This is a genomic window from Mesorhizobium dulcispinae (assembly GCF_033977345.1).
In the GTDB taxonomy this organism is placed as follows: domain Bacteria; phylum Pseudomonadota; class Alphaproteobacteria; order Rhizobiales; family Rhizobiaceae; genus Mesorhizobium; species Mesorhizobium dulcispinae.
On the sequence record NZ_JAVIIY010000005.1, the window covers coordinates 43,859 to 67,402 of the forward strand.

At 64.5% G+C, this 23,544-nt stretch carries 22 protein-coding genes; 3 read left to right on the forward strand and 19 right to left on the reverse strand.

Annotated features, from left to right (window positions below):
• Positions 1–2: 2 nt before the first annotated feature.
• The 12 genes from RFN30_RS13270 to RFN30_RS13325 all read right to left on the reverse strand — a co-directional run bounded on the left by RFN30_RS13270 (position 3) and on the right by RFN30_RS13325 (position 10,747).
• Entirely contained in the window at positions 3–758 is a 756-nt protein-coding gene (locus tag RFN30_RS13270; protein ID WP_320262533.1) for an amino acid ABC transporter ATP-binding protein, read from the reverse strand.
• Between the two features lie 11 nt (positions 759–769).
• On the reverse strand, positions 770–1,849 hold the full coding sequence (locus RFN30_RS13275) for an amino acid ABC transporter permease (RefSeq protein ID WP_320262534.1): 1,080 nt from the start codon (positions 1,847–1,849) through the stop codon (positions 770–772).
• A gap of 4 nt (positions 1,850–1,853) precedes the next feature.
• The gene (locus RFN30_RS13280; protein WP_320262535.1) at positions 1,854–3,020 is read right to left on the reverse strand and encodes an ABC transporter permease subunit; all 1,167 of its coding nucleotides are present in this window, start codon (positions 3,018–3,020) and stop codon (positions 1,854–1,856) included.
• Positions 3,021–3,097: 77 nt separating this feature from the next.
• Complete coding sequence (locus RFN30_RS13285) at positions 3,098–4,132, reverse strand: amino acid ABC transporter substrate-binding protein (protein ID WP_320262536.1); 1,035 nt, start codon at positions 4,130–4,132, stop codon at positions 3,098–3,100.
• An 87-nt stretch (positions 4,133–4,219) separates the two neighbouring features.
• Positions 4,220–5,167 carry a LysR substrate-binding domain-containing protein gene (locus RFN30_RS13290; protein WP_320262537.1) on the reverse strand — a complete coding sequence of 316 codons (948 nt, stop codon included), beginning with the start codon at positions 5,165–5,167 and terminating at the stop codon, positions 4,220–4,222.
• 83 nt (positions 5,168–5,250) lie between these two features.
• On the reverse strand, positions 5,251–6,000 hold the full coding sequence (locus tag RFN30_RS13295; RefSeq protein WP_320262539.1) for an SDR family NAD(P)-dependent oxidoreductase: 750 nt from the start codon (positions 5,998–6,000) through the stop codon (positions 5,251–5,253).
• An 11-nt stretch (positions 6,001–6,011) separates the two neighbouring features.
• The gene (locus RFN30_RS13300) at positions 6,012–6,722 is read right to left on the reverse strand and encodes an SDR family oxidoreductase (protein WP_320262540.1); all 711 of its coding nucleotides are present in this window, start codon (positions 6,720–6,722) and stop codon (positions 6,012–6,014) included.
• A 296-nt stretch (positions 6,723–7,018) separates the two neighbouring features.
• A complete protein-coding gene (locus RFN30_RS13305) occupies positions 7,019–7,807 on the reverse strand; it encodes a FadR/GntR family transcriptional regulator (RefSeq protein ID WP_320262541.1) in 789 nt (262 codons plus the stop codon).
• A gap of 76 nt (positions 7,808–7,883) precedes the next feature.
• A complete protein-coding gene (locus RFN30_RS13310; RefSeq protein WP_320262542.1) occupies positions 7,884–8,231 on the reverse strand; it encodes a RidA family protein in 348 nt (115 codons plus the stop codon).
• A 10-nt stretch (positions 8,232–8,241) separates the two neighbouring features.
• On the reverse strand, positions 8,242–9,048 hold the full coding sequence (locus RFN30_RS13315; RefSeq protein ID WP_320262543.1) for an SDR family NAD(P)-dependent oxidoreductase: 807 nt from the start codon (positions 9,046–9,048) through the stop codon (positions 8,242–8,244).
• Entirely contained in the window at positions 9,041–9,853 is an 813-nt protein-coding gene (locus RFN30_RS13320; RefSeq protein ID WP_320262544.1) for a shikimate dehydrogenase family protein, read from the reverse strand. Before RFN30_RS13320 ends, RFN30_RS13315 begins: the two co-directional genes overlap by 8 nt.
• Positions 9,854–9,856: 3 nt before the next feature.
• Complete coding sequence (locus RFN30_RS13325; protein ID WP_320262545.1) at positions 9,857–10,747, reverse strand: 2-hydroxy-3-oxopropionate reductase; 891 nt, start codon at positions 10,745–10,747, stop codon at positions 9,857–9,859.
• A 110-nt stretch (positions 10,748–10,857) separates the two neighbouring features.
• Between RFN30_RS13325 and RFN30_RS13330 the strand changes: the two genes are divergently transcribed.
• Together RFN30_RS13330 and RFN30_RS13335 are read left to right on the forward strand one after the other, a co-directional pair.
• Positions 10,858–11,622: an HpcH/HpaI aldolase family protein gene (locus tag RFN30_RS13330; protein ID WP_320262546.1), complete on the forward strand. Its 765-nt coding sequence runs from the start codon at positions 10,858–10,860 to the stop codon at positions 11,620–11,622.
• Between the two features lie 15 nt (positions 11,623–11,637).
• On the forward strand, positions 11,638–12,855 hold the full coding sequence (locus RFN30_RS13335; protein ID WP_320262547.1) for an NAD(P)/FAD-dependent oxidoreductase: 1,218 nt from the start codon (positions 11,638–11,640) through the stop codon (positions 12,853–12,855).
• A 16-nt stretch (positions 12,856–12,871) separates the two neighbouring features.
• Here RFN30_RS13335 and RFN30_RS13340 read toward each other — a convergent pair whose 3' ends face one another.
• From RFN30_RS13340 to RFN30_RS13370, 7 genes are all read right to left on the reverse strand, one after another.
• Positions 12,872–15,541 carry a nitrate reductase gene (locus RFN30_RS13340; protein ID WP_320262548.1) on the reverse strand — a complete coding sequence of 890 codons (2,670 nt, stop codon included), beginning with the start codon at positions 15,539–15,541 and terminating at the stop codon, positions 12,872–12,874.
• 3 nt (positions 15,542–15,544) lie between these two features.
• Positions 15,545–15,874 (reverse strand): nitrite reductase small subunit NirD, encoded by a 330-nt coding sequence (gene nirD, locus RFN30_RS13345; protein ID WP_320262549.1) that lies wholly within the window; start codon positions 15,872–15,874, stop codon positions 15,545–15,547.
• Between the two features lie 241 nt (positions 15,875–16,115).
• Positions 16,116–18,566, reverse strand: coding sequence for a nitrite reductase large subunit NirB (gene nirB / locus RFN30_RS13350; RefSeq protein WP_320262551.1), 2,451 nt, complete (start codon positions 18,564–18,566; stop codon positions 16,116–16,118).
• Positions 18,567–18,582: 16 nt separating this feature from the next.
• Positions 18,583–19,884, reverse strand: coding sequence for an MFS transporter (locus tag RFN30_RS13355; protein WP_320262552.1), 1,302 nt, complete (start codon positions 19,882–19,884; stop codon positions 18,583–18,585).
• Between the two features lie 64 nt (positions 19,885–19,948).
• Positions 19,949–20,128 (reverse strand): hypothetical protein, encoded by a 180-nt coding sequence (locus RFN30_RS13360; protein ID WP_320262553.1) that lies wholly within the window; start codon positions 20,126–20,128, stop codon positions 19,949–19,951.
• Between the two features lie 363 nt (positions 20,129–20,491).
• A complete protein-coding gene (locus RFN30_RS13365) occupies positions 20,492–21,718 on the reverse strand; it encodes a CmpA/NrtA family ABC transporter substrate-binding protein (RefSeq protein ID WP_320262812.1) in 1,227 nt (408 codons plus the stop codon).
• Between the two features lie 2 nt (positions 21,719–21,720).
• Positions 21,721–22,323 (reverse strand): ANTAR domain-containing response regulator, encoded by a 603-nt coding sequence (locus RFN30_RS13370; RefSeq protein WP_320262554.1) that lies wholly within the window; start codon positions 22,321–22,323, stop codon positions 21,721–21,723.
• Between the two features lie 279 nt (positions 22,324–22,602).
• Here RFN30_RS13370 and RFN30_RS13375 point away from each other — a divergent pair, with 279 nt between their 5' ends.
• Positions 22,603–23,481 (forward strand): helix-turn-helix domain-containing protein, encoded by an 879-nt coding sequence (locus tag RFN30_RS13375; protein ID WP_320262555.1) that lies wholly within the window; start codon positions 22,603–22,605, stop codon positions 23,479–23,481.
• Positions 23,482–23,544: the final 63 nt, after the last annotated feature.

Genomic DNA, 23,544 nt, shown 5'->3' on the forward strand with positions numbered 1-23,544 from the left:
TATTAATTCTTCAGCACCTGCGAAAGGAACTGCCTCGTGCGCTCGTTGCGGGAGGCGGTGAAGAATTCCTCCGGCGGCGCTTCTTCGACGATCTCGCCGCCATCCATGAAGATGACCCGGTCGGCGACCCGGCGCGCGAAGCCCATCTCGTGGGTGACGCAGATCATCGTCATGCCTTCGGAGGCGAGCGTCACCATGACGTCCAGCACCTCCGAAATCATCTCCGGGTCGAGCGCGGAGGTTGGCTCATCGAACAGCATGATCTCCGGCTGCATGCAGAGCGCACGCGCGATCGCGACGCGCTGCTGCTGACCGCCAGACAATTGTCCCGGAAATTTCGCCGCCTGCTCGGGAATGCGCACTTTCTCCAGAAAGCGCCGGGCTGTCGCCTCGGCTTCCGCGCGCGGCCGCTTGCGCACGATCATCGGCGCGATCATGCAGTTCTCCAGCACCGTCATGTGCGGAAACAGGTTGAAGTGCTGGAACACCATGCCGACTTCGCGCCTGACCTCGTCGATGTTGCCGACATCGTCGTTGAGTTCGATGCCGAGCACGGTGATGCGGCCGCCATTATGCTGTTCGAGCCGGTTGATGCAGCGGATCAGAGTGGATTTGCCGGAGCCAGACGGGCCGCAGATGACGATCCTTTCGCCACGCTCGACCGACAGGTTCACCTTCCGCAGCGCGTGGAATGTTCCGTAGTATTTGTCGAGGCTTTCGATATGAACCGCCGGACCGGATGACTTCGTCGAATTCATGTGCACCTCCGCTATCGTTCGCCGACCGACATGCGCCGTTCGAGATAGGCGCCGTAACGGGACAGGCTGAAGACGAAGACGAAATAGATGAGAGCGATGAAGGCGTAGACTTCGACATAGGCGAAGCGCCATTCGCCGGTGCCGTAGGCGGCATTGCCGGAGGCCAGGATCTCGAAGAAGCCGACGATGACCACAAGCGAAGTTTCCTTGAACGCGACCACAAACTGGTTGATCGTCGCCGGCAGCGCGTTGCGCATGGCCTGCGGCAGCACGATCCGGCCGATGCGCTGCCAGTAGCTCATGCCGAGCGCCATGGCGGCTTCTTCCTGACCTGACGGGACGCCCTGCATGCCGCCGCGCACGATCTCCGCCTGGTAGGCGGAGAAGAACAGCGCGGAGCCCAGGATCACACGGTAGAGCTTGTCGCCGGCCAGCCATTGGGGCAATGCGAACGGCAGAACGATGGCGAAGGTGAAGAGGATCGATATCAGCGGCAGCGAGCGAACGCTATCAATGATCAGACCCGTGGTCCTCGATATCCAGGGCAGGTCCGACCGACGCAGCAGCGCCAGGCAGATCGCCAGCGGAAAGCCGATCAGGCAGGTGGTCACGAAGATGAAGAGCGTGAGCGCTAGCCCGCCCCAGGCTTCCTCGCCGACATAGGGAAGGCCAAGCACACCGCCTTTCATCAGCACGTAGTAGAGGCCCGTCCCGGCGCCCCAGACGAGCGCGATGCGGCGTCCGGTCCAGAAGGCGGGGATGCAGCTCAGCACAGTCATGACCACCACGGCCACGCAGGCGAGCGCGGAGCGCCACTGTTCTTCGAAGGGATAGAGGCCGAAAAGGATGATGCGCCACCTGGCGGCGATCACCGACCAGCAGGCGCCCGCCGCGGCCTGGCAGGCTTCTGGCCCGCCACTCGCGGTGAAGACGGCCGAGAAGACCGCCCAGTCGAGCAGTTTCCAGACGATGAAAACCATGATCGCCAGGGAGATCAACGACAGCAGCGCCTGAAACGGTGTCGCGAAGAAGCGGCGTTTCAGGTCTTCGAGCCTGCCCGGGGCAGGGGGAGCGGCAATGACCATCTCCATGCACTCATCCCCTCAGTTGATTGCCCTTGAGGGCAATGGCTTTGTTGATGCGGTTGAACGCGGCGGCGAGGCTGAGATTGATGGCGAGGAAGCCGCCCATCAGGATGCCGATCACCTCCAGCGTCTGGCCGGAATGGTTGATGGTCAGCGCCACGATCATGAAGAAGTCAGTGAAGCCGACAGCAATGCCCATGGTCGTCGCCTTCATCAGCCAGACATACTGGTTGGCGAGGATCGGCAGCATGGCGCGCAGCGCCAGCGGCAGCCTCACCAGTGTGAAGACCCGCCAGGGGCTGAGCCCCAGCGAAAGTGCTGCCTCCATCTGGCCTTTGCCGACGGCCTTGAAGCCGCCGCGCACGATCTCGGCGATGTAGGAGCCGCCATAGATGGCGATGGCGACCGCCAGCGCGGAAAACTCCGGCGGAATGCGCAGGCCCCCCTTCAGATTGAGGCCTTGCAAAGCAGGGAAGTCGAGCATCGGCCTGTCCGGCAGGCGACCGAGTGCCAGGATGACGGCGGCTGTGGCAAACGCCGTCGCCGCAGCGGTGAGCTGGATGCCCAGCCGCTCGCCGAGCGGTTGGCTGAGGCGCGAGGTGCGGCCCAGCCAGAGCGGAAGCGCGATCGCCGCGATCACGGCGAGGACGGCCGCTGCGAAGGCCACGCCGCCGACATTGGGGGTCGGCACATAGAGGCCGCGGCTGGTAAGCAGCATGCCGAAGGCCTCATGCGCGGCGCGCGGCGTCGGCAGATGCGTGATCACCGCGTACCAGAAGAAGACCTGGAGGATCAGCGGGATGTTGCGGAAGATGTCGACATAGGTGCGGCCAAGCAGCCGCGCCAATTCGTTCGAGGAGGTCCGCGCCAGGCCGACGATCGTGCCGACGATCGTCGCCAAGATCAGCCCGGTGGTTCCCAAAAACAGCGTGTTGATGATGCCGATGAGGAAGAACCACCAATAGGGATCATTGGCGGTGGCGGGCAGCAGCGAGAAGTTCACGTCCCAGCCGGTCGACTTGAACAGGAAGTCGAAGCCGGAGGTGATCCCTTGCTGGGCGAGGTTCTGGCGGGCGATCATCACGCAGGCAAGAACCAACCCGCCAAGCGAGCCGACATAGAGAACCTGCAGCAGCGTGTTGCGTACCCTCTGATTTCTCAGCAGGCTGACCATCATGGTCTTCCCCGAATTGTCGCCGGCTCCGCCTGGCGGCGCCAGGCGGAGCTCAGAGCGAGCTGCGTTGAGAGGTGGAGTCAGTCGATCACCAGCGGGAACAGGACGCCACCATTGTTCCAGAGGTTGGTGAGCTCGCGATCCATCTTGTAGGGCGAGTCCTTGCCGAGATCGCGCTCGAAGATCTCGCCGTAATTGCCGACCTTCTTGATCACGTTGTAGGCCCAGTCGTCGGAAAGCCCGAGACCCTTGCCCATGCCAGGCGTCACGCCGAGGAACTTGGCCACCTGCGGCGAGGTCGGCTTGGCCTTGATCTCGTCGACATTCTTGGAGGTGATGCCTTCCTGCTCGGCGAAGATCAGGGTGCTGAGCGTCCAGTTGGCGATGTCGACCCAGTTGTCGTCGCCCTGGCGCATGATCATGACTTCGGGCTCGACGGCGAGCACGTCGGGCAGGATCACATGGTCCTCGACTTTGCCTTTAGCTTTACGGGCAATGGCCAGCGTCGGTCCCCACTGCGCGTAGAGATCGCAACGGCCAGAGAAGTAAGCCTGTTCGAGCTCCTCGGTCTTCTCGATCAGCACCGGCTCGAGCTTGATGCCGAGCTTCTGGGCATAGGCTGCGACCTGCTGCTCTTGAGAGGAACCGGCGGGAATGCAGATGGTGCCGCCATTGGCATCCTTGAGCGACTTCAGGTTGAGCTCCTTGTGCGCCATCACCTTGGTCGTGCCGAGGTAGTAGGACGTGGAGAATTGCAGGCCGAGCTCGGTGTCGCGGCTGAGCGTGCCTCCGGAAGCCTTGATGATGATGTCGACATCGCCCGACTGGAGCGACGGCCAGCGCTGGGCCCAGCTGATCGGAACGATCTTCAGCTTTGCCGGGTCGCCGAACACGGCGGTCGCCACCGCCTTGCAGAGGTCGATGTCCATGCCCTTCCAGTTGCCCTTGTCGTCCACCTCGGCGAAACCGAGGAACGAGCCGTCATGGCCGGTGCAGTTGAGAACACCGCGCGCCTTGACGGTCTCCAGCGTCTTTCCGCCGGCGGCTTCGGCAGGCGCCGCGAAGTGCATGAGGCCAAGGGCCATGGCAGCGGCCCCCCATTTCATCATTTTCATGTTGTTGTCTCCACTGTTGAGGTTGTTCCGTTTCTTGTTGTTGGAGCCCCGCAAGATGCCTTTCGGGACCCGGTCTTGAGGCTGCTTTCAGTCGGAAAGCGGGGTCGGTTTTGGCAAGGAGAGCTTGAGCTCACTCCGCCAATCCTGTTGGGCCAGCCATCGATGAAGCGCGGCCACCGCCTTCACGCGCAGATGCCCGCGCGGGACGACGAGGTAGAAGCCGGGGACTTCTTCCGGCCTCATATCGGCAATGGCGTCGCGGCCGATCGGCGCGACGAGCGCGCCAGAGCGGAAATCCTCCTCGGCGTCGATCACGGAGACCAGGCCTACACCGATGCCTTGCAGGGTCGCCCGGCGCATGGTCGCCGCATCGTCGAAGCTGACGCTGCGGTCGCCGTCGGTCAGCTCAACTCCGAGGTGACGCAATATGTCCGGCCACAGCCGCTTCGACTTGACCGTGTCGAGCAGCGTGTATCGCGTCAGGTCCTGCGCCGACTTGATCTTCTCGCCGATCGCCGGCGTGCAGCAGATGATCTTCGGGTCCGGCACCAGCAGCGTGACCTCGTAGTCCGGCCAGTTGCCGTAGCCCCACTGCACAGTCATATCGATGTCGTCGCGTCCGAAGTCGGGCAGGTCGACCATCGTCGTCAGGCGAAGATCAGCGCCCGGCAGGATCTCGCGGAACAGCGAAAGCCTGGGCAGCAGATAGTGCGTGGCGAAGTAGGGGCTCGCATTGAGATTGATGCGGTCACGGTAGTTCGACTTGGTGACGCGGCGAACGCCTTCGGAGAACTCGTCGAAGCCGGCCTTGACGTAGTGCGAGAGAAGGATCGCCGACTCGGTCATCTCGATCGAGCGGCCCTTGCGCTCGAACAGCGTCACCTGCAGCGTGTCTTCCAAGAGCTTGATCTGCTGGCCGACGGCCTGCGGCGTCACCAAGAGCTCGTCGGCGGCCTGGCGAAAGCTCTTGTGCTGCACGACGGCATGGAAGACCCGCAGAGCATTGAGCGAGGGAAGGCGAAGCTTGCCGGCCATCGTAAGTTCCGCCTCCTTTCGTTCGAGACTCCGTTGATCATGCACTGCGCTATTTCAGACGCCGCCGGCTTCTGAAAATCGATTCAGGCGTAGATGTAACCACCTGAGACGATTACGTTTTCGCCGGTCATGTACGTGTTCTTCGGTCCGCCGGTCATGAGCACCCATTCGGCGATCTCGGTCGGCTCGGCGCCGCGGCCGAGCGGGCTTGCCTTGGCCAACTCCTCGAGGAAGCCGAGAGCTTTTGCCTTCTCGGTGGCCATGCCGGCCGGCGCCACGGAGTTCACCAGGATGCCGTCCTTGGCGACGTGATGCGCAAAGGAGCGCGTCAGGCTGACGACGGCTGCCTTGGTCGCCGCATAATGCGCGTTCTGCGGATGCGCCTTGAAGGCGTCGACAGAAGTGAGATTCACGATGCGGCCGCGCACGTGGGCTTTCGGCTCCTGCGATTGCATGTGGCGAACGGCGGCCACCATCATGTGGTAGGTGCCCTTGATGTTGATGCCGTTGGAGGCATCCCACTCGGCGTCGGTGATCTCGAGGAGCGGTCGGCGAGGGTAGATCGCGGCGCAGTTGATCAGCGTGTCGACGCGCCCGAGCTTCGAAACAATGGCGTCGAAGGCGGTGTGGCACTGCGGGCCGACCTGGATGTCGCAAGCCGCGGCCGCGGTCGGCAGGCCCTTGGCCTTCGCCGGCTCGAGCGCGCTCTCAGCGGCTTCCTGGTTGATGTCGATGATGCCGATCTTCGCCGCCCCGGCCTCGATGGCCATGCGGGCGAGAAGCGCGCCGAGACCGGCTCCGCCGCCAACGATCAGAACGGAAAGATCCTTCATTCCAGTTTTCCTTACTTGGTGCCGCTTGGCGAGGTCGGCCAGGTCGGCATGATGTCGAAACGGGTGACGTCGGCCCATGCGGGGAGCGCGAGCACCCCGACGACCATCTTGGCCACGTCGTCCGGCTGCACCACCTTGCTGGCGTACATGGCCGCGCGGGCGTCGGCGTCGAGGATGTCTTTGTAGAGCTGCGTCTCGACGCGGCCGGCGACGATCTCGGTGACGCGTATGCCGGACGGGGAGAGGTCGGCGCGCAGCGCAGCGGCAAAGCCGGAGATCGCCGCCTTGGTGGCTGCATAGACGGCAATGTTGGAGAATGCGGCGTGGCCCGCGACGGAGCCGGTGAACAATATGTGGCCGGATTGGCGCTCGCGCATCTGCGGCACGACGAGGCGGGTGAGCAGGATCGTCGCGCTGAGGTTCACCTCCAGCGTGGTATCGATGTCGGCGATGTTCATGTCGGCGAAATTGCCGAGTGGCGGCATGATGCCGGCATTGTTGATCAGCACATCGATGGTGAGATCGGCCAGGACCGATTCCAGCGCCTCGCGATCGGTGACGTCGACGGCAATGGGAACGATGCCCGGACGCTCGGCCTGCAGCTCTTTCAGCGCCGCCTGGCTGCGGCCGACCGCATAGACATCGTAGCCGGCGTCGCTCAACGCGATCGCCATTGCCCGTCCTATGCCGCTCGTCGCTCCTGTGATGAAGGCTGTCGTCACCTTGGCTTCCCCGATTGCGGCTTCCCCGATTGCCTGGCGTCAGTGTGCGGCTTCGGCCGATGCCGCGAAACCAAGAAAACCAGCAAAAAGGAAAGATAAACTTTCGAAAGCCTTTTTCGGCGTTGGAAACATTCTACGCTGCCGGCATGATCCGCAGGGCTGCAAACCAAAGGAAAACAATGTCTTCTGCGTGCAGGAAAGGGTTCCTGCTGATCGGCGGAACAAAAACATGGCTTTCGCAATCGCGTGGCGTCTGCTCTTCCGTGCAGACTTTCAGGCTCGCCGGTCGCCGCGGCTTAGCCGTCTGTCGGCACCGGCCTTTTCATTTTGGTGAAAAGCGAGGCGGCGGCGGCTTTCTGCTCCGCTTCGGTTGCCTCGACGCCCGAGGCTTTCGCCAGCGCGCGCACCCGTCCCAGGCTGTTCTGCAGATGCTTGCGCATGGCCTGGCGGGCCTTGCCGCCATCCTGCCGTTCGATGGCATCGACGATGGCTTTGTGCTCCGCGTGGATGCGCGCGTAGTAGCTGTCCTTGAGTGCCGGCTCGACCACATAGCCAAGCTGGAAGCGCGGCACGATCATCGGCCCGAGATAGCTTAGGAAGCCATGGATGAATTCGTTGCGCGCCGCCTTGGCGATCGCGAGGTGGAAATCGTAGTCATAGTGGATCTGGACGGCGGCGGGGTCGGCCTGCTGCGCGTCGATCTCATCCATCTTGGCGCGGATATCGCGCGCTTCCTTGTCGGTGCGGCGTTCGGCGCAGAGCCCGGCGGATTCCACTTCGACGCTCAACCTCAGCTCAAGCAGCGCGATGGTCTCCGGCAAGGTTCTCAGCGCCTCGTCCGGGATCGAGAAATTGCGCGGCAGAGGCGTTTCGCTGACGAACATGCCGCGCCCCTGCTGCGGCACCACCATGCCCTCGGAGCGCAGCCGCGCTACCGCTTCGCGCACGACAGTGCGGCTGACATCATATTCGGCGCAAAGCTCCGCCTCGGTCGGCAGTTGCGCGCCGGGCTGCAACTCACCGGAGCGGATCTTTTCGGCCAGGCTCTCCGCCACGACGGTGGAAAGCGGCTTGCGCTTCGTCATTTAGGCCTTCCGTTCAAGTCCTGATCAGGGCCGTTCAAGTTCAGATTCGGGATGATGCCCGAACCGGCAAGACCATTCAAACCGCCGCGGTGACGATGAGCTCGACCAGCATTCCGGGTTTTGCCATCCGCCCTTCGCCGGAGGAGCGCGCCGGTGCATGCTCCTTAGGCATCCAGGCGTCCCAGACAATGTTGACCTCATCGAAATCCCGCACGTCGTCCAGCCACATCTGGACGTGGAGGATGCGGGTCTTGTCCGTGCCCGCCTTGGCGAGCAGCGCGTCGATCTTGCCGAGCACCTCGCGCATCTGGTCGGCCGCGGACTGGCCAGGCCTCGCGACCTGGCCGCTGAGGTAGAGCGTGCCGTTGTGGATGACGCCGTGATGGATGCGGGTGTCGAAGTCGAAGCGCTGGATGTCGTTCACGGATGTTCTCTCAGATTGCCGGCTTCTGCCGGATAGGATTGCCTTGCAGGTACTGCGCGTAGGGCGCCTGGACGAGCCAGCCGGCATCGACGGGAAGCGTGACGCCGGTGATCGAAGCGGCACGGTCGGAACAGAGGAACAGGGCTGCTTCGGCGACATCGCGCGGCTCGACGAAGCGGCGCAGCGCGGTGGTGGCTTGTATCGCTTCCGGATTGCGCTCGCCCTTGGCGATCCTGGCTTTCAACCCGTCGGAAAGCGTGTAGCCCGGCGCCACGGCGTTCACCCGGACCCCATGCGGGCCAAGCTCGGCGGCAAGCATCTGGGTGAGCGCCAGCACCGCGTGCTTCCCAGGCGTGTAGGCAGGCAGCGACAGCGGCGCGAAAGAAGCGAGCGACCCGACATTGAGGATCGCGCCGCGCCCGGCCGCGGACATCAGCCGCCCGAACACCTGGCAGCCGAGCAGCGTGCCGCGATAGTTAATCCGCCACATCTGCTCGTCTTCGGCGAGATCCTGGTCGAGCACATGCTTGCCGCTTTGCAGGATGCCGGCACAGTTGACCACGACGTGAGGCGTGCCGAACGCATCGCTGACAGACTGCGCCAGCGCTTCCACGGAAGCGGGGTTGCCGACATCGGTCTGGACGAAGAGGGCGTGCGGCGCGCCTACGCTCTCGCAGGAGGCGGCCGCCTCCTTGCCCCGGACGGTATCGCGGCCGGCGACGACCACCTGATAGCCGTCCTCGGCGAAGCGCTCTGCGATGGCGCGTCCGATGCCGGACGTGCCGCCGATGACGACTGCCGTCAAAGCCTCAGCCATTGCGGCGATCCTTCCGCTCGATGTCGAAGAATGCGGCCATGGCCTCGACCTGGAAATCCATCATCGGGCGTCCGGGCTGGATGCGGCAGCCGATCTCCTTCGCCGCCTTGAGGAGCGCCGTCTCGGCCGGCTCCATGATGATGTCGACCACGGTCATCTCCGGCGTCAGCCTGCTCACGTCCATCGGCAGCGGATCGGTGGGCTTCAGGCCGGATGGCGTGGCGTTGATCGCCATATCCATTCCGGACGGATCGGGCTCCCCGACCTCGATGCGGCAATCGGGGAAGGACTTGTTGACCAGCGTTGCGAGCCTCTGCGCGCGCTCCCTGTCGATGTCGGCAAGGCGGATTTCCGCCGCGCCTTCTTCGGCAAGGCAGTAGGTCAGCGACGATCCGGCGCCGCCGGCGCCGACCTGGAGGATCCGCCGACCGGCGATCCGGTGTCCGCCTGCCTTCAGCCCATCGATGAAGCCGACGCCGTCGAAATTGTCGGCATACCACGTGCCGTCCGCCTGACGGCGAACGGAATTCGCGCTCTGCACGCGCGCGGCGCGGTCGTGGGCGGCCGCGCATTTGTGGTAGACCGGGACCTTGTACGGCACCGAGATGATCACGCCGCGGATGTTCTCGGCCGCGGTGATGCCGGCCCAGAACGTGTCGAAGTCGTCCGGACGGCAGCTCAGCGGCACCATCAGGCTGTCGAGCCCCTTCTGCTCGAAGATCTCGTTGAAGATGCCGGGGCTCTTCGCATGGCCCACGGGATGGGCCAGCATGACGAAAACATCGGCCTTGCCGGTTCCGCGCATCGGTTATTCCTTTCCGTTTGACAGTTCATGGTCGCTCAGGATTTCGAGAGCCCGGATGAGCGACGAATGGTCGGCCTCCGGGCCGCCGGCTCGAGCCGAGCAGGCATGCATCAGCTGTTGCGCCGTTGCCGTGCTCGGCAGGGCAACGCCAAGCGCGCGGGCGCTTTCGAGCGCGAGATTGAGGTCCTTCTGGTGCAGCCGGATCCGAAAACCCGGCGCGAAGGTGCGGGCGATCATGCGCTCGCCATGCACTTCGAGCACGCGCGAAGAGGCGAAGCCGCCCATCAGGGCGCTCCGCACCTTCGCCGGATCGCAGCCGGCTTTGCTTGCGAAGACAAGGGCTTCGGCGACCGCCTCGATGTTGAGCGCGACGATGATCTGGTTGGCGATCTTGCAGGTCTGGCCGGCGCCGTTCTTCTCGCCGATCAAGGTGATGTTCTTGCCCAGCCTCTCAAAGATCGGTCGTGCCCGCTCGAATTCGGCGGCCAGCCCGCCGACCATGATGGTGAGGCTCGCCGCCTTGGCGCCGACCTCGCCGCCGGAGACCGGCGCATCAAGATAGCCGGCTCCGGCTTGCCTGAACTTCGCCGCGAATTCGGCCGTGGCGATCGGGCTGATGGAGCTCATGTCGACGACCAGCTTGCCGGCCGAAATCCCTTCGAGCACGCCGTTTGGCCCGAGCAGCACGCGCTCCACGTCGGGCGTGTCGGGCAGCATGGTGATGACAATCTCGGAGGCCCGCGCCACCTCGGCAGGGGAGGCGACGACCGCTGCCCTCAAGTCCTTCGGGAGAGGCGAGCGGTTCAGGACCGTGACGATCTCGTGCCCGGCATCGGCGAGATGCCGCGCCATCGGCGCGCCCATGACGCCAAGCCCGATGAAGCCAATTTTCATGTGCAACTCCCGTGCCGCATCAGAGTATCTTGCAGCTCAAGTAAGGCGTATGATATAGGACATCATACAAATTTCAATGCTTCTTCTTCTCGCTGGAGGCCGATCGCAAAATGCAAGAGCGCATCAATTCGCTGAAGGCGGCCGTACAAGCCGGCCGGCCCCATGTCGGCATCTGGTGTTCGCTGGCTTCGGCGCTCACCACCGAGGTCGTCGCGGGTTCCGGAGCGGGCTGGCTGCTGATCGACGGCGAGCACAGCCCGAACGATCTGCGCAGCATCATGGCGCAGCTTCAGGTCGCGGCGGCGTTTCCTTGCGAGGCGGTCGTGCGCTTGCCGTCTGACGATCCCAATCTGATCAAGCAGGCCTTGGATGTCGGCGCGCGCAGCCTGATGATCCCGAACGTGCGGACGGCGGAGCAGGCAAGCGCAATCGTCGCGGCGATGACCTATGCTCCGGGCGGCTTCCGCGGCTTCTCGGTCGGCCACCGCGCCAACGCTTTCGGCCGCATCGCCGGCTATCATGCCAAGGCGCGCGAGCAGCAGCTTCTCGCCGTTCAGATCGAGGACAAGACCGGCGTCGCCAATGCCGCCGAGATCGCGGCGGTGGATGGCGTCGATGTCCTTTTCGTGGGGCCGGGTGATCTTTCGACGAATATGGGCGCCATGGGCAACCCCGGCGCCGCGCATGTGCAGGAGGCGATTTCGTCCGTGCGCAAGGCCGCGGCCGCGGCAGGCAAGGCCAGCGGCATACTGGCTCCCGTGAAGGCAGACGCAGACCGCTATCTCGCCGACGGCTTCACAATGGTCGCCGTCGGTTCCGACCTCGGCCTGCTGGCGCGGGGCTCCGATGCTCTGATCGCCTCGTTCAACCGGTAGAGCGGAGAGGCAGCCATGGCGATTCCCGCTTACAAAGCCCCATCGCGCAATGTCTACGATATCGTCATCGTCGGCGGCGCCGTCGTCGGTTCCTCGACGGCCTACTGGCTGAGCCAGGCGCTCGGCAACCGCGCCTCGATCCTCGTCGTCGAGCGCGACTCGAGCTACGAGTTCTCCTCGACGGCGCTTTCCACCAGCGCGATCCGCCAGCAATATTCCAATCCGATCAACGTCAAGATCAGCCAGTTCGGCATCGGGATCATCCGAACCTTCCGGGAGCGGATGGCGCCGTTCTACCCGAATGAGACGGCCCCCGATCTCGGCTTCAGGGAACACGGCTATCTCTATTGCTGCTCGCCTGAGGGTGTCGAAGCGGCGCGCGAACGGGTCGAACTGCAGCGCCGCCTCGGCGCTCACACGGTCTTCCTCGAACCCGGCCCGCTGAAGGAACGCTTTCCGTGGCTGAATGTCGACGATCTCGGCGGCGGCTCCTGGGGCGCTCGCGAAGAGGGCTGGTTCGATTCCATGGGCTTGCTGAACGGGTTTCGCCGCGCGGCGCGGGCCAGCGGCGTCGAGTATATCGACAATGCTGTGACGGCATTGGATGTTGCCGATGGGCGGGTAGTCTCGGCGCGCCTTGCGACCGGCGAGACAGTTGCCTGCGGAACGCTGGTCAATGCCGCCGGCCCGCGAGCGCAGCAGGTGGCTGGCATGGCCGGGCTGTCCATCCCCGTCGCGCCCTATAAGCGCTACAGCTTCGTCTTTGCCAGCGCCAATCCGATCCCGGGCCGCATGCCCAATGTCATCGACCTGTCCGGCACCTTCGTACGTCCGGAAGGCGAGCTTTTCCTCACCGGCAACACGCCGCAGGGCGACGGACCAGCCGACTATGACGACTTCGAGATGCATTTCGAGGAATTTGACGACTACATCTGGCCGGCGCTGTGGCACCGCATTCCGGCCTTCGACGCCCTAAAGGTCCAGACAAGCTGGACCGGGCACTATGAATACAACATGCTCGACCACAACGGCATCGTCGGCTTCCACCCGGAGGTGAAGAACTTCATGTTCGCCAACGGTTTTTCCGGACACGGCCTGCAGCAGTCGCCGGCGGTCGGCCGGGCGGTATCCGAACTCATCATCCACGGCACCTTCCAGACGCTCGATCTGTCGCCGTTCTGCTTCGAGCGGATCCCGCGCAACGAACCGTTCCTCGAGGAAGCGGTGATCTGAGTCGCTCGGGCGGATTTCACTCGGCCGCCTGAACCTGTCGGGCGTCGATGATCGCCCTTATCTCGGAGCGGCACGAACCGCAGTTGGTGCCGGCCCGCAACGTCGCACCGATGGCCTCGAGACTGTCGCATCCTGAAGCGACCGCCGAGGCAAGCTGGTTGGCGCCGACGTGGAAGCACGAGCACACGACCCGTCCGATGGCTGGCACGGGTGCGGGCGAGCGACCCGACAGGAGCGCATGGCGGTCGGCGGTCGACAGCGACTGGCGCGTGGCCAAGAGCGACACCAGCCAGTCCCGCGCCGGTAATTGGTCCGGCGCTGCGACCAGCAGGGCCTCGGCCATGGCGCCGCTCTCGTCGACCGCCGCTGCACGGTAAGCGAGCCCGCGGCGATCGGTGTATTCCAGTAGCTGATCCTGCCCACGAACGCCGAGCAGCTTGCGTGCCAGAAGGATGCCCTGGTCCGGCGGTTCGGTCCCGGTCAGCTCGTAGACCCAGCCGCCCTCGACCGCGTGCCGGCTCCAGTGGACGAAACCTGTTGGCCTGAGATCGCGCCGCGTGATGAGCACGCCGGCCCAGCCGGTGTGTTCGCGTACGATCCTGACCGGCACATGCTTCAGCTCCGGCTGGCCGGAATGCGGATCGGTGACGGGCGAGGATACGAGACCGGCGGCGGCCCTGGCCGCGAACTGGCCGCTCCAATGCATAGGCATGAAGGCCTGGCCACGCCGCTGAGTTCCCGACACGCGCACTCTCGCGCGGACGAAGCCGAAGCGCGTCGAAAGCTGGGCGAGGTCGCCGTCCTTGAGCTGGTGCGCGGCCGCATCGGCCGGGTTCAGGTCGACCGCAGGCTCCGGCGCGTTGGCCATCAGGCGCGGCACGTTGCCGGTGCGCGTCATGGTGTGCCATTGGTCGCGTAGCCGGCCGGTATTCAAGGCAAGCGGATAGTCGGCATCGACCGTGAAAGCCGTCGCCTCCTGTCGCACCGGCACGAAGCGTGCGCGGCCGTCTGGTGTTGGGAAACGACCGTCGGCAAACAATCTTGCCTGCGGCTTGTCGCGGCCCGGCGCGGGCCAGTGGCGCGGCGCGAAGGCGGCGTAGTCCGCATCGCTCATATCCGGCAGGCCGCCCAGATCGAACAAGCGTCCGCCATTGTTCTCGAAGGCCGAGAGCGCGGCATGCTCGCGGAAGATCTCGGCCGGCGCCCGGAAGGCGAAGGCATTGCCGAAACCCATGCGGGCGGCGAGTTCGCAGATGATGCGCCAGTCGGTCTTCGCCTCGCCGGGCGGCGGCAGGAACGGTCGCTGGCGCGAGACGCGTCGCTCCGAATTGGTGACCGTGCCGTCCTTCTCGCCCCAGGCGGCGGCCGGCAGCAGCACGTCGGCATAGCGCGTGGTGTCCGTGCGGGTCACATCCGACACCACGACGAAGTCGCATTTGGATAGAGCGGCGCGCACGCGTGAAGCGTCCGGCATCGAGACCGCGGGATTGGTGCCTATGACCCAGAGCGCCTTGATGCGGCCCTCGGCGACCGCCTGGAACATGTCAACGGCCTTCAGGCCGCCGCGCCGCGCGATGCCGGGCGCGTTCCAGAAGCGGGAGACGCGGTCGATATTGGCCTCGTCCGCGAAGTCCATATGCGCCGCAAGCTGGTTGGCCAGCCCCCCGACCTCGCGGCCGCCCATCGCGTTCGGCTGCCCGGTGACCGAGAACGGCCCGATGCCGGGCTTGCCGATGCGGCCGGTGGCGAGATGGCAGTTGATGATGGCGTTGACCTTGTCGGTTCCATGCGCCGACTGGTTGACGCCCTGGCTGTAGACCGTGACCGTTCGCTCGGTGCCGGCGAAGAGATGGTAGAAGGCCTGGACGTCGGCTGCGGCCAGGCCGCAGCCTTTCGCGACGCGGGCGACCGACGGCGCATCGGCGCCGGCCAGCGCAGCCGCGGCGTCAAAGCCCGACGTATGGTCACGGATGAAGCCGGCATCGATCGTTCCGGCCTGGACGAGATGCGCCAGCAGACCGTTGAACAGAAGCACGTCCGTGCCGGGATCGAGCGCCAGATGCAGGTCGCATTCGTCGGCCGTCGCGGTGCGGCGCGGATCGATGACGACGATCCTGGTTCCACGTTCACGCCGCGCCGCAAGCATGCGCTGGTAGAGGACGGGATGGCACCATGCGGTGTTGGAACCGGTGAGCACGATGAGGTCGGCGCACTCGAAATCCTCATAGACGCCGGGAACGATGTCCTCGCCGAAAGCGCGGCGATGGCCGGCGACGGACGACGCCATGCAGAGCCGCGAATTGGTGTCGATGTTCGCCGAGCCGATGAAGCCCTTCATCAGCTTGTTGGCGACGTAATAGTCCTCGGTGAGCAGCTGGCCGGAAACATAGAAAGCGACCGAGTCCGGCCCATGCTCGGCAATCGCCTGCGAGAATTTCGAGGCTACGAGATCGAGCGCTTCGTCCCAACCAACCTGCTTACCGCCGATTTCCGGGTAGAGCAGACGACCGTCCAGACCGAGGGTTTCGCCAAGCGCGGCGCCCTTCGAGCAAAGCTTGCCGAAATTGGCCGGGTGCTCGGGATCGCCGCGGACGGTCGTCTTGCCGTCCGCGGCGATCTCCGCCAGCACGCCGCAGCCCACCCCGCAATAGGGGCAGGTGGTCCTCACCTCGCGTGCTTCTTCCATGCCTCAGGCCGCTTTCGAGGCCAGCGCTTCAAGCGCGATGAAGAGCCGTTCGCCCTCGATTTTGACCGGGATCGTCCGGACCGAGCCTTCATCGGCGCCGAGCGCCTTGCCTGTCTCCAGCGAGATCACCCAATTGTGCAGCGGGCAGGTTACCGCCGCGCCATGGACGATGCCCTGGCTGAGCGGTCCGCCCTTGTGCGGGCAGTGGTCGTCGATGGCATAAACCTGGTCGCCGGCGGTGCGGAAGACCGCGATCTTGCCTTGCGGGGTGGCCACGCAGCGCGCGCCGCGGCGAGGGATATCGGAAAGGGAGCCGATAGGTGTCCAGGTCATTGGGTCGCCTTTGCTTGATATGAATGCGCCAAGGCACCCCCCTCTGGCCTGCCGGCCATCTCCCCCGCAAGGGGGGAGATCGGCAGCTTTGGCCATGCCGCCCATCTTGCAGCGTTGGAGATTGGCGAAAGCGGAAATGACACCCGATCTCCCCCCTTGCGGGGGAGATGGCCGGCAGGCCAGAGGGGGGTGTTCAAGCTGGACATCGGCCAGAGGGGGGTGAATGGCGCAAACATCTCCATCACTCGGCCGCCTCCGCAAACCCGACCGACGCCATCGGCCGAAACTCATGCTTGTCCTTGCCCGAGACGCGTTCGGACCACGGATCGACCTGCGCGAATTTCTGGGAGAAGACGAAGCGGTCGAAGAGCGTCCTGCGGCGTTCGGCGTCGTCCAGGATCTGCTTTTTGATCTCGGCGGTGCCGATCCGCTTGGCCCATTTGTAGATGCGCTCCAGATAGCGGGCCTGCTCGCGATACATCTGAACGAGCGCCACGATCACCTCCAGCGCCTCGTCCTCGGTCTTCACCAGGCCGAGCACTTCGGTGCCCTTGATGTCGAGGCCGGCGGCGCCGGCGAAATGGATCTCGTAGCCGCTGTCGACGCAGACCACGCCGACATCCTTGCAGGTCGCTTCCGCGCAGTTGCGCGGGCATCCCGACACCGCCATCTTCACCTTGGCCGGCGTCCAGGAACCCCACATGAACTTCTCGATGCGGATGCCGAGCCCCGTCGAATCCTGCGTGCCGAACCGGCACCAGTCGGAGCCGACGCAGGTCTTCACCGTGCGCAGGCCCTTGGCATAGGCATGGCCGGAGACGAAGCCTGCCTTGCCGAGATCGGCCCACACCGCGGGCAGGTCTTCCTTGCGGATGCCCAGCATGTCGATGCGCTGGCCGCCGGTCACCTTCACCGTCGGGATGCGGAACTTGTCGACCACGTCGGCGATGGCGCGCAATTCGCCGGCGCTGGTGACACCGCCCCACATGCGCGGCACGACCGAATAAGTACCGTCCTTCTGGATGTTGGCATGCACACGCTCGTTGATGAAGCGCGACTGATAGTCGTCGGCATATTGGTCAGGCCAGTCGCAGACGAGGTAGTAGTTCAGCGCCGGCCGGCACTTGGCGCAGCCGCAGGAGGTCTTCCATTCGAGCTCCTGCATGACGGCGGGAATCGTCTTCAGGCCTTTTGCCTTGATCAGGCGGCGAACATCGTCGTGGCCGAGGCTCGTGCAGCCGCACATGGGCTGCACCGCCGCCGGATTGTAGGCCTCGCCGAGCGTGAGTTTCAGGAGCTGTTCGACCAGACCCGTGCACGAGCCGCATGAAGCGGAAGCCTTGGTGTGGGCGCGCACGTCGTCGAGCCCGGTCAGCCCCTTGCCCGTGATCGCGCCGGTGATCTTGCCCTTGCAGACGCCGTTGCAGCCGCAGATTTCCGCATCATCCGCCAGTGCCGCAACGGCCGCCAAAGGGTCCGAGGGAGCGCCCCCCTGGAACGCCTGTCCGAAGATCAGCGTGTCACGCATCTCGGAGATGTCGGTCGCCTTCTTCTTGAGGTCGTTGAACCAGGCGCCGTCGGCGGTCTCGCCGAACAGCACCGTGCCGATGATGCGGTTGTCCTGGAGCACGACGCGCTTGTAGATGCCCGCCGATGCGTCGCGCAGGATGATCTCTTCGCGATCGTCGCCGTCGGCGAAGTCACCCAGCGAATAGAGGTCGATGCCGGTGACCTTGAGCTTGGTCGGCGTGTCGGAGTGGACGAAGCGCTTGTCCTCGACGTCAGCCAGCCCGGCTGCTGCCACGCGCGCCATCTCGTAGAGCGGGGCGACCAGCCCGTAGACATGGCCGCCGACCTCGGCGCATTCGCCGAGCGCCATGATCGCGGGATCGGACGTCTGCATGCGGTCGTCGACGACGATGCCGCGATTGACCTCAAGCCCAGCTTCCTTGGCCAGGGCGGTGCTGGGACGGATGCCGACCGCCATCACCACGAGTGTTGCGGGGATCATCGTGCCGTCCATAAGCTCGACGCCCTCGACCTTGCCGTTGCCGACAATGGCCTTGGTGTTGGCCTTGGTCATGACCTTGATGCCGCGCGCCTCGACGGCTTTCTGCAGCAGGTAGCCGGCGGCCGGATCGAGCTGGCGCTCCATCAGCGTCGGCATGACGTGCAGCACGGTGACGTCCATGCCGCGCTCCTTCAGCCCGGCCGCGGCTTCCAGCCCCAGCAAGCCGCCGCCGATGACGACCGCCTTGGCGCGCGATTGCGCGGCAAGCAGCATGGCGTTGACATCGTCGAGATCGCGATAGGTGAGCACGCCGGGCAGATCCTTACCGGGCACCGGGATGATGAAGGGCACCGAGCCCGTTGCGATGACGAGTCTGTCGTAGCTCTCGGTTACACCGTGGTCCGAGGTGACGGTCTTCGCGTCCCTGTCGATGGCGACGATCCGGTGGCCCTTGTAGAGGGTGATGCCGTGCTTGATGTACCAGCCGTCGCCATGGATGACGATTTCCTCAAAATCCTTCTCGCCCGAAAGCACCGGCGAGAGCATGATGCGGTCGTAGTTCACGCGCGGCTCGGCGTTGAAGATGGTCACGCTGTAACGGTCCGGCGCGGCTTCCAGCAGGTGCTCGAGCATCCTGCCCGGCGCCATGCCATTGCCGATGATGACGAGTTTTTCGGTCATGTCTGTCTGCTCCGATCTATTCGGCGGCATAGGAGAGGGACGCGGTCTCGACCTCGGCCGCCCGCTCCATCCGACGGATGGAGAGGTGCATCCAAAAAAGGCACGAGACGACGATCAGGAAAAGCAGCATGAAGCAGCTCGACCAGACGCCGGTGAGGTCGTTCAGCGCGCCGAAGGCGATCGGCAGGATGAAGCCGCCGAGGCCGCCGATCATGCCGACGACGCCGCCGACCGCGCCGACGCTCTGCGGATAGTAGACGGGGATGTGCTTATAGACGGCGGCCTTGCCGAGGCTCATGAAGAAGCCGAGCACGAAGGCAACAGCGATAAAGGCGAGCGGGCCGATCTCGACATGGAAGGCGATCGGCCCGCTGATGCCGCGCACGACATAGTCTGCCGAGGGGAGAGACAGAACGAGAGTCGCGACGGCACAGACCGTGAAGGTCCAATAGAGCACGGTGCGGGCGCCGATACGGTCGGACAGCACGCCGCCATAGGCGCGGAAGATGCTTGCGGGAATGGAATAGGCGGCGCCGATCATGCCGGCGGTGGCAATGTTGAAGCCGTAGACGCCGATCAGGTAGCGCGGCAGCCACAGCGCCAGCGCCACGAACGCGCCGAAGGCGAAGAAGTAGTAGAAGGCGAAGCGCCAGACCTGCAGGTTCTTCAGCGGCGCGAACTCCTGCCAGAAGCTCCTCGCGGGTGCTGCCTTGCCGGCGCGGCGCTCGCGGATGACAGGATCGTCGCCGGTGGTGAACCAGAAGACGATGGCCATGACAACGAGGGCGGCCGCCCAGATCTGCGCCACCGTCTGCCAGCCCCAGGCGAGTAGCACGAGCGGCGCGAGGAACTTGGTGACCGCGGCGCCGACATTGCCGACACCGAAAATGCCTAGAGCCGTGCCCTGCCTGCCGGCAGGGAAGAAGCGCGAGACGTAGGCGACGCCGACTGCGAAGGAGCCGCCGGCGAGCCCGACGCCGAGCGCGGCGATCAGCATCTGCTCATAAGTGTGCGCGAAAGCGAGCAGGAAGGTCGCGATTGCGGCCGCGAGCATGGTCATGGTGTAGACCAGCCGGCCGCCATAGCGGTCGGTCCAGACGCCGAGCACGATGCGCACCAGCGAGCCGGTGAGGATCGGCGTGCCGACGAGCAGGCCGAACTCGGTCTCGTTGAGGCCGAGCTCCTGCTTGATGCGCACGCCGATGATGGAAAAGATCGTCCATACCGCAAAGCAGACAGTGAAGGCGATGGTGGACATGACGAGCGCCTGCCGGGAACTGCTGTCCTGGCTTTGCGCGGCTGGGAAGTTTGCGGTCATGGTCGGCTCCGGTTTGCGGCGTGGGAGGCACCGCGTGTTGGGTTGATCAGAGGCGCAGCATCGGTCAGTGCGGCGAGAGCTGGTGCTGCGCGGTCGTTTCAGGGCGCTTGCCATCGGTCATGGTGCTTGGGGGAAACAGCAGGAGTGCCGCAGTGAACAGCACCGCCGTCAGCATGCTGCTGACGATAAAGTCGCGGCGCGTGAAATCCTTGAGCGTTGTCGCAGTTCCGATCCTTGTCGTCATCGTCGTCTCCGCTTGGCGCCGGCCTGGGATCGGCGCCGTCGATTTTCGAGTTCGGTCCAAAAAACAAAAAAGCTGCCGTCCAGGCCTCTCGCGTCCGTACATCCGGGATCGCGTGGTGACCTGAGCGGCAGCTTTGCCTGTGGCGCCCGCCCTTGGACGCCTGTTCTTTTGCCCGTGAGGGGCTCGATTATTTCAAAGCACGAAGCGTGCCAGTTTTGTGTTGATGAGGATTTTCAAGCAAAATCAATTTGATACCTGCCTCCCGCGCCGACCGGCCCAAGCGGCGATACGGTCAAACATTGATCAACGGGAGGGGCAGGGCGCATAAATTTTGTGCAATGCACAAGAATGACGCGCAAATGATCAGGCGCGCTTCTGGCCTGCAATATAGGCGTCGATGCGGTCGGGATCGAAGATCTGGCCGTCGAAGAATCCGTCGGGGCCAAGGATGAGACTGGCCCCCGCAGAGCCAACCGGCGTCGCAACCTTCAGCGCGCCCTCGACTTTGGCATTGGCTCCGGGCAGGGCGACCCCAAGCGGCTTCAGCGCCGAGCGGTAGAGATCGGGCCGATAGCAGTCGCGGGCGATGGCCAGGTTCTCGGGCGTGTGCGGCAACTGCCCCCAGCGCACCATCTGCGTGTAGAACCAGAGCGCATGGCTCTTCCAGGGAAAGTTCGCCGCCTTGTCGAAGGGCAGGAAGAAATCCTCGACGCGCCGTTCCGCGCCGCCGCCGAGTTGAAGCTGTCCAGTGAGCGCCGGCATCTGGATCGCCTGGGGTTGTCCGAGGAAGGCGGACCTGGCCATAAGCGCGGCCAGCTCGCCGCGGTTTGCCGGATCCTGGCACCAGCGAGCGGAATGATGCAACGCCCTCAGCAGCGCCGCCAGCGCGTCCGGGTTCTCCTCGGCCCACGCTCTTCGGACGCCGATCACCTTTTCAGGGCTGTTGCGCCACAAGAGCGCCTTGACGGTGACGATGCGGCCGGTGCCGGCGGCGACGGCGGCGCTGTTCCAGGGCTCGCCGACGCAATAGCCGTCGATGCGGCCGGCGGAGAGCGCATCGGCCATGAAGGGCGGCGGCACGATGACGATCTCGACATCGCGGTCGGGATCGATGCCGCAGGCGGCCAGCCAGTAGCGCAGCTCGTAATTGTGCCCGGAATGCGGATGCACGACGGCGAAGCGCAGCGGCTCGCGGCCGGCGGCTGCCCGCTCGCGAATCAGCGCGCAGAGCGCCGCGCCGGCACGCGCAGGATCGAGATCGGGCGCGGCGCCGTGCGCTGCCATGCCCTCCCACACCGTATTGGAGACGGTGACGCAGTTGCCGCCGAGCCCAAGCGAGAAGGGCACAATGGTCTCTGAGGCAAGCGGCGTGAGGCCGAGGCTGCAGGCGAGCGGCATCGGGCCAAGCATGTGGGCGACATCGAAATGGCCGATGGCGATGCGGTCGCGGATGTTGGCCCAGGAAGTCTCGCGATGCAGCTTGAGCTCGATGCCCTCGCGGGCAGCAAAGCCCATCTCGCCGGCCACGACCAGGACGGCGCTGTCGAACAGAGGCATGAAGCCGGCGGTGATCTGGTGCGCAGCTGTCATGCTCATTCGCCCTCCAGCGGTCCCAGCAATCCAGCCGCCGTCACCAGGCTCTGGGCGATCTCGGCGATCTTGCGGTTCTGGTTCATGGCGGTCTTGCGCAGGAGCGCGTAGGCAGCCTCCTCGCTCAGGCCGCGCGACTTCATCAATATGCCTTTCGCCCGGTCGACGACCTTGCGGTTCTCGAGCTCGCTGCGTGCTTCCTCCAATTCGCGCTCCATGCGCGAGAAAGCGTTGAAGCGGCTGATCGCCATGTCGAGGATCGGCTTGATGCGCTCCTTCTTCAGCCCGTCGACGACATAGGCGGACACGCCCGCGTCGACGGCCGCTTCGATCGAGGCCTGGTCGGAGCGGTCGACGAACATCGCGATCGGTCGTTTCACTGCGCGCGAAAGCTGGAACATGTTCTCCAGCATGTCGCGGTTGGGATTTTCCAGATCGATGACGATGACATCCGGCTCGATCTCGGCGATGCGCCGCGCGATGCCGGCAACGTCATGGACCACCGTGACATGAAGATGGCCGGCGTCCCGCAATCCGGCCTCGATGATCGAGGCGCGGATGCGGTTCTCGTCGATAACAAGGATGGTCAACGAACCGGCGGACATACGCTTATTGTGCAGCCCGGCCGGAATTGTGCAATGCGGCAGCGTGGTCCGAAGCGAACTTTCCCGCGTCCAAGCGCCGTTGGCCGATCCCAGATATTCGGAGCCTCTAATTTTCGAAGGTGCGTTTTTCGCTGGGCCAAAATGGTCAAAAACGTATCAGTCGGCGCGGCGTGGCGAGGTGGCGTGCGCCCTTGGCTGCCATTATCCTGACCCTAGATGAGCCAAACAAACGGCCGCGGTTCGAAGGCTGAAAACACCCGACAGCCTCCGGGAGGAAGCATGGGACCCGATCTGGAAGTCATACAGATAAGGCCTGGCGAGTCGTTCGCGGTGAAATGGCACGGCTATCCGTACCATACGGTGCGCTGGCATTTTCACCCCGAATACGAGCTGCACCAGATCGTCGCGACCAAGGGCCGCTACTTCGTCGGCGACTTCATCGGCGAATTCGAGGTCGGCAATCTCGTGCTCACCGGTCCGAACCTGCCGCACAACTGGATCAGCGAGGTCCCGGAGACCGTCCCGCTGCGCTGCCGGCTGATCCAGTTCAGCGAGGAATTCATCGGCGGCGCGATCACCACTTTTCCCGAGCTTGGCGCCGTTTCCCCACTGCTCGATCTGTCGCGGCGCGGCGTGCTGTTCAGCACGAGCGTGAGCAGGCAAGTCATGCCGTTGCTGGCGGAGATCACGCATGCCTACGGCGTGCACCGGATCAGCCTGTTCATGTCGATCATGGAGGCGCTCAGCCGTGAGACCTCACCGCGCGTGCTCGCCAGCGAAAACTACCTGCCGGACCCGTCCGGATACATGTCCGCCGGCATGAACCAGGCGCTCGCCTATATCCGCGAGAACCTGACACAGCAATTCAACGAAGGCGATCTCGCCGCGATTGCCGGGCAGACGCCGAGCGCATTCTCGCGCTCGTTTCGCAAGCATACCGGCATGTCGCTGCTGCAATACATCAAACGCCTGCGCATCAACCTCGCCTGCCAGATCCTGATGAGCGACGAGCAGGCACAGATTTCGGATATCTGCTTCGAGGTCGGCTTCAACAACCTGTCGAACTTCAACCGCCAGTTCCTGGCCGAGAAGGGTATGCCGCCTTCGCAGTTCAGACGACTGGTTGCGGACAATTTCGCGGCCGCGCGCGCCGCATAGAAAGGAGTTTGGGAGGAGAAACAAGCCTTAAACAAGAGCCAAGATCAAACGATGGGTCGCGCA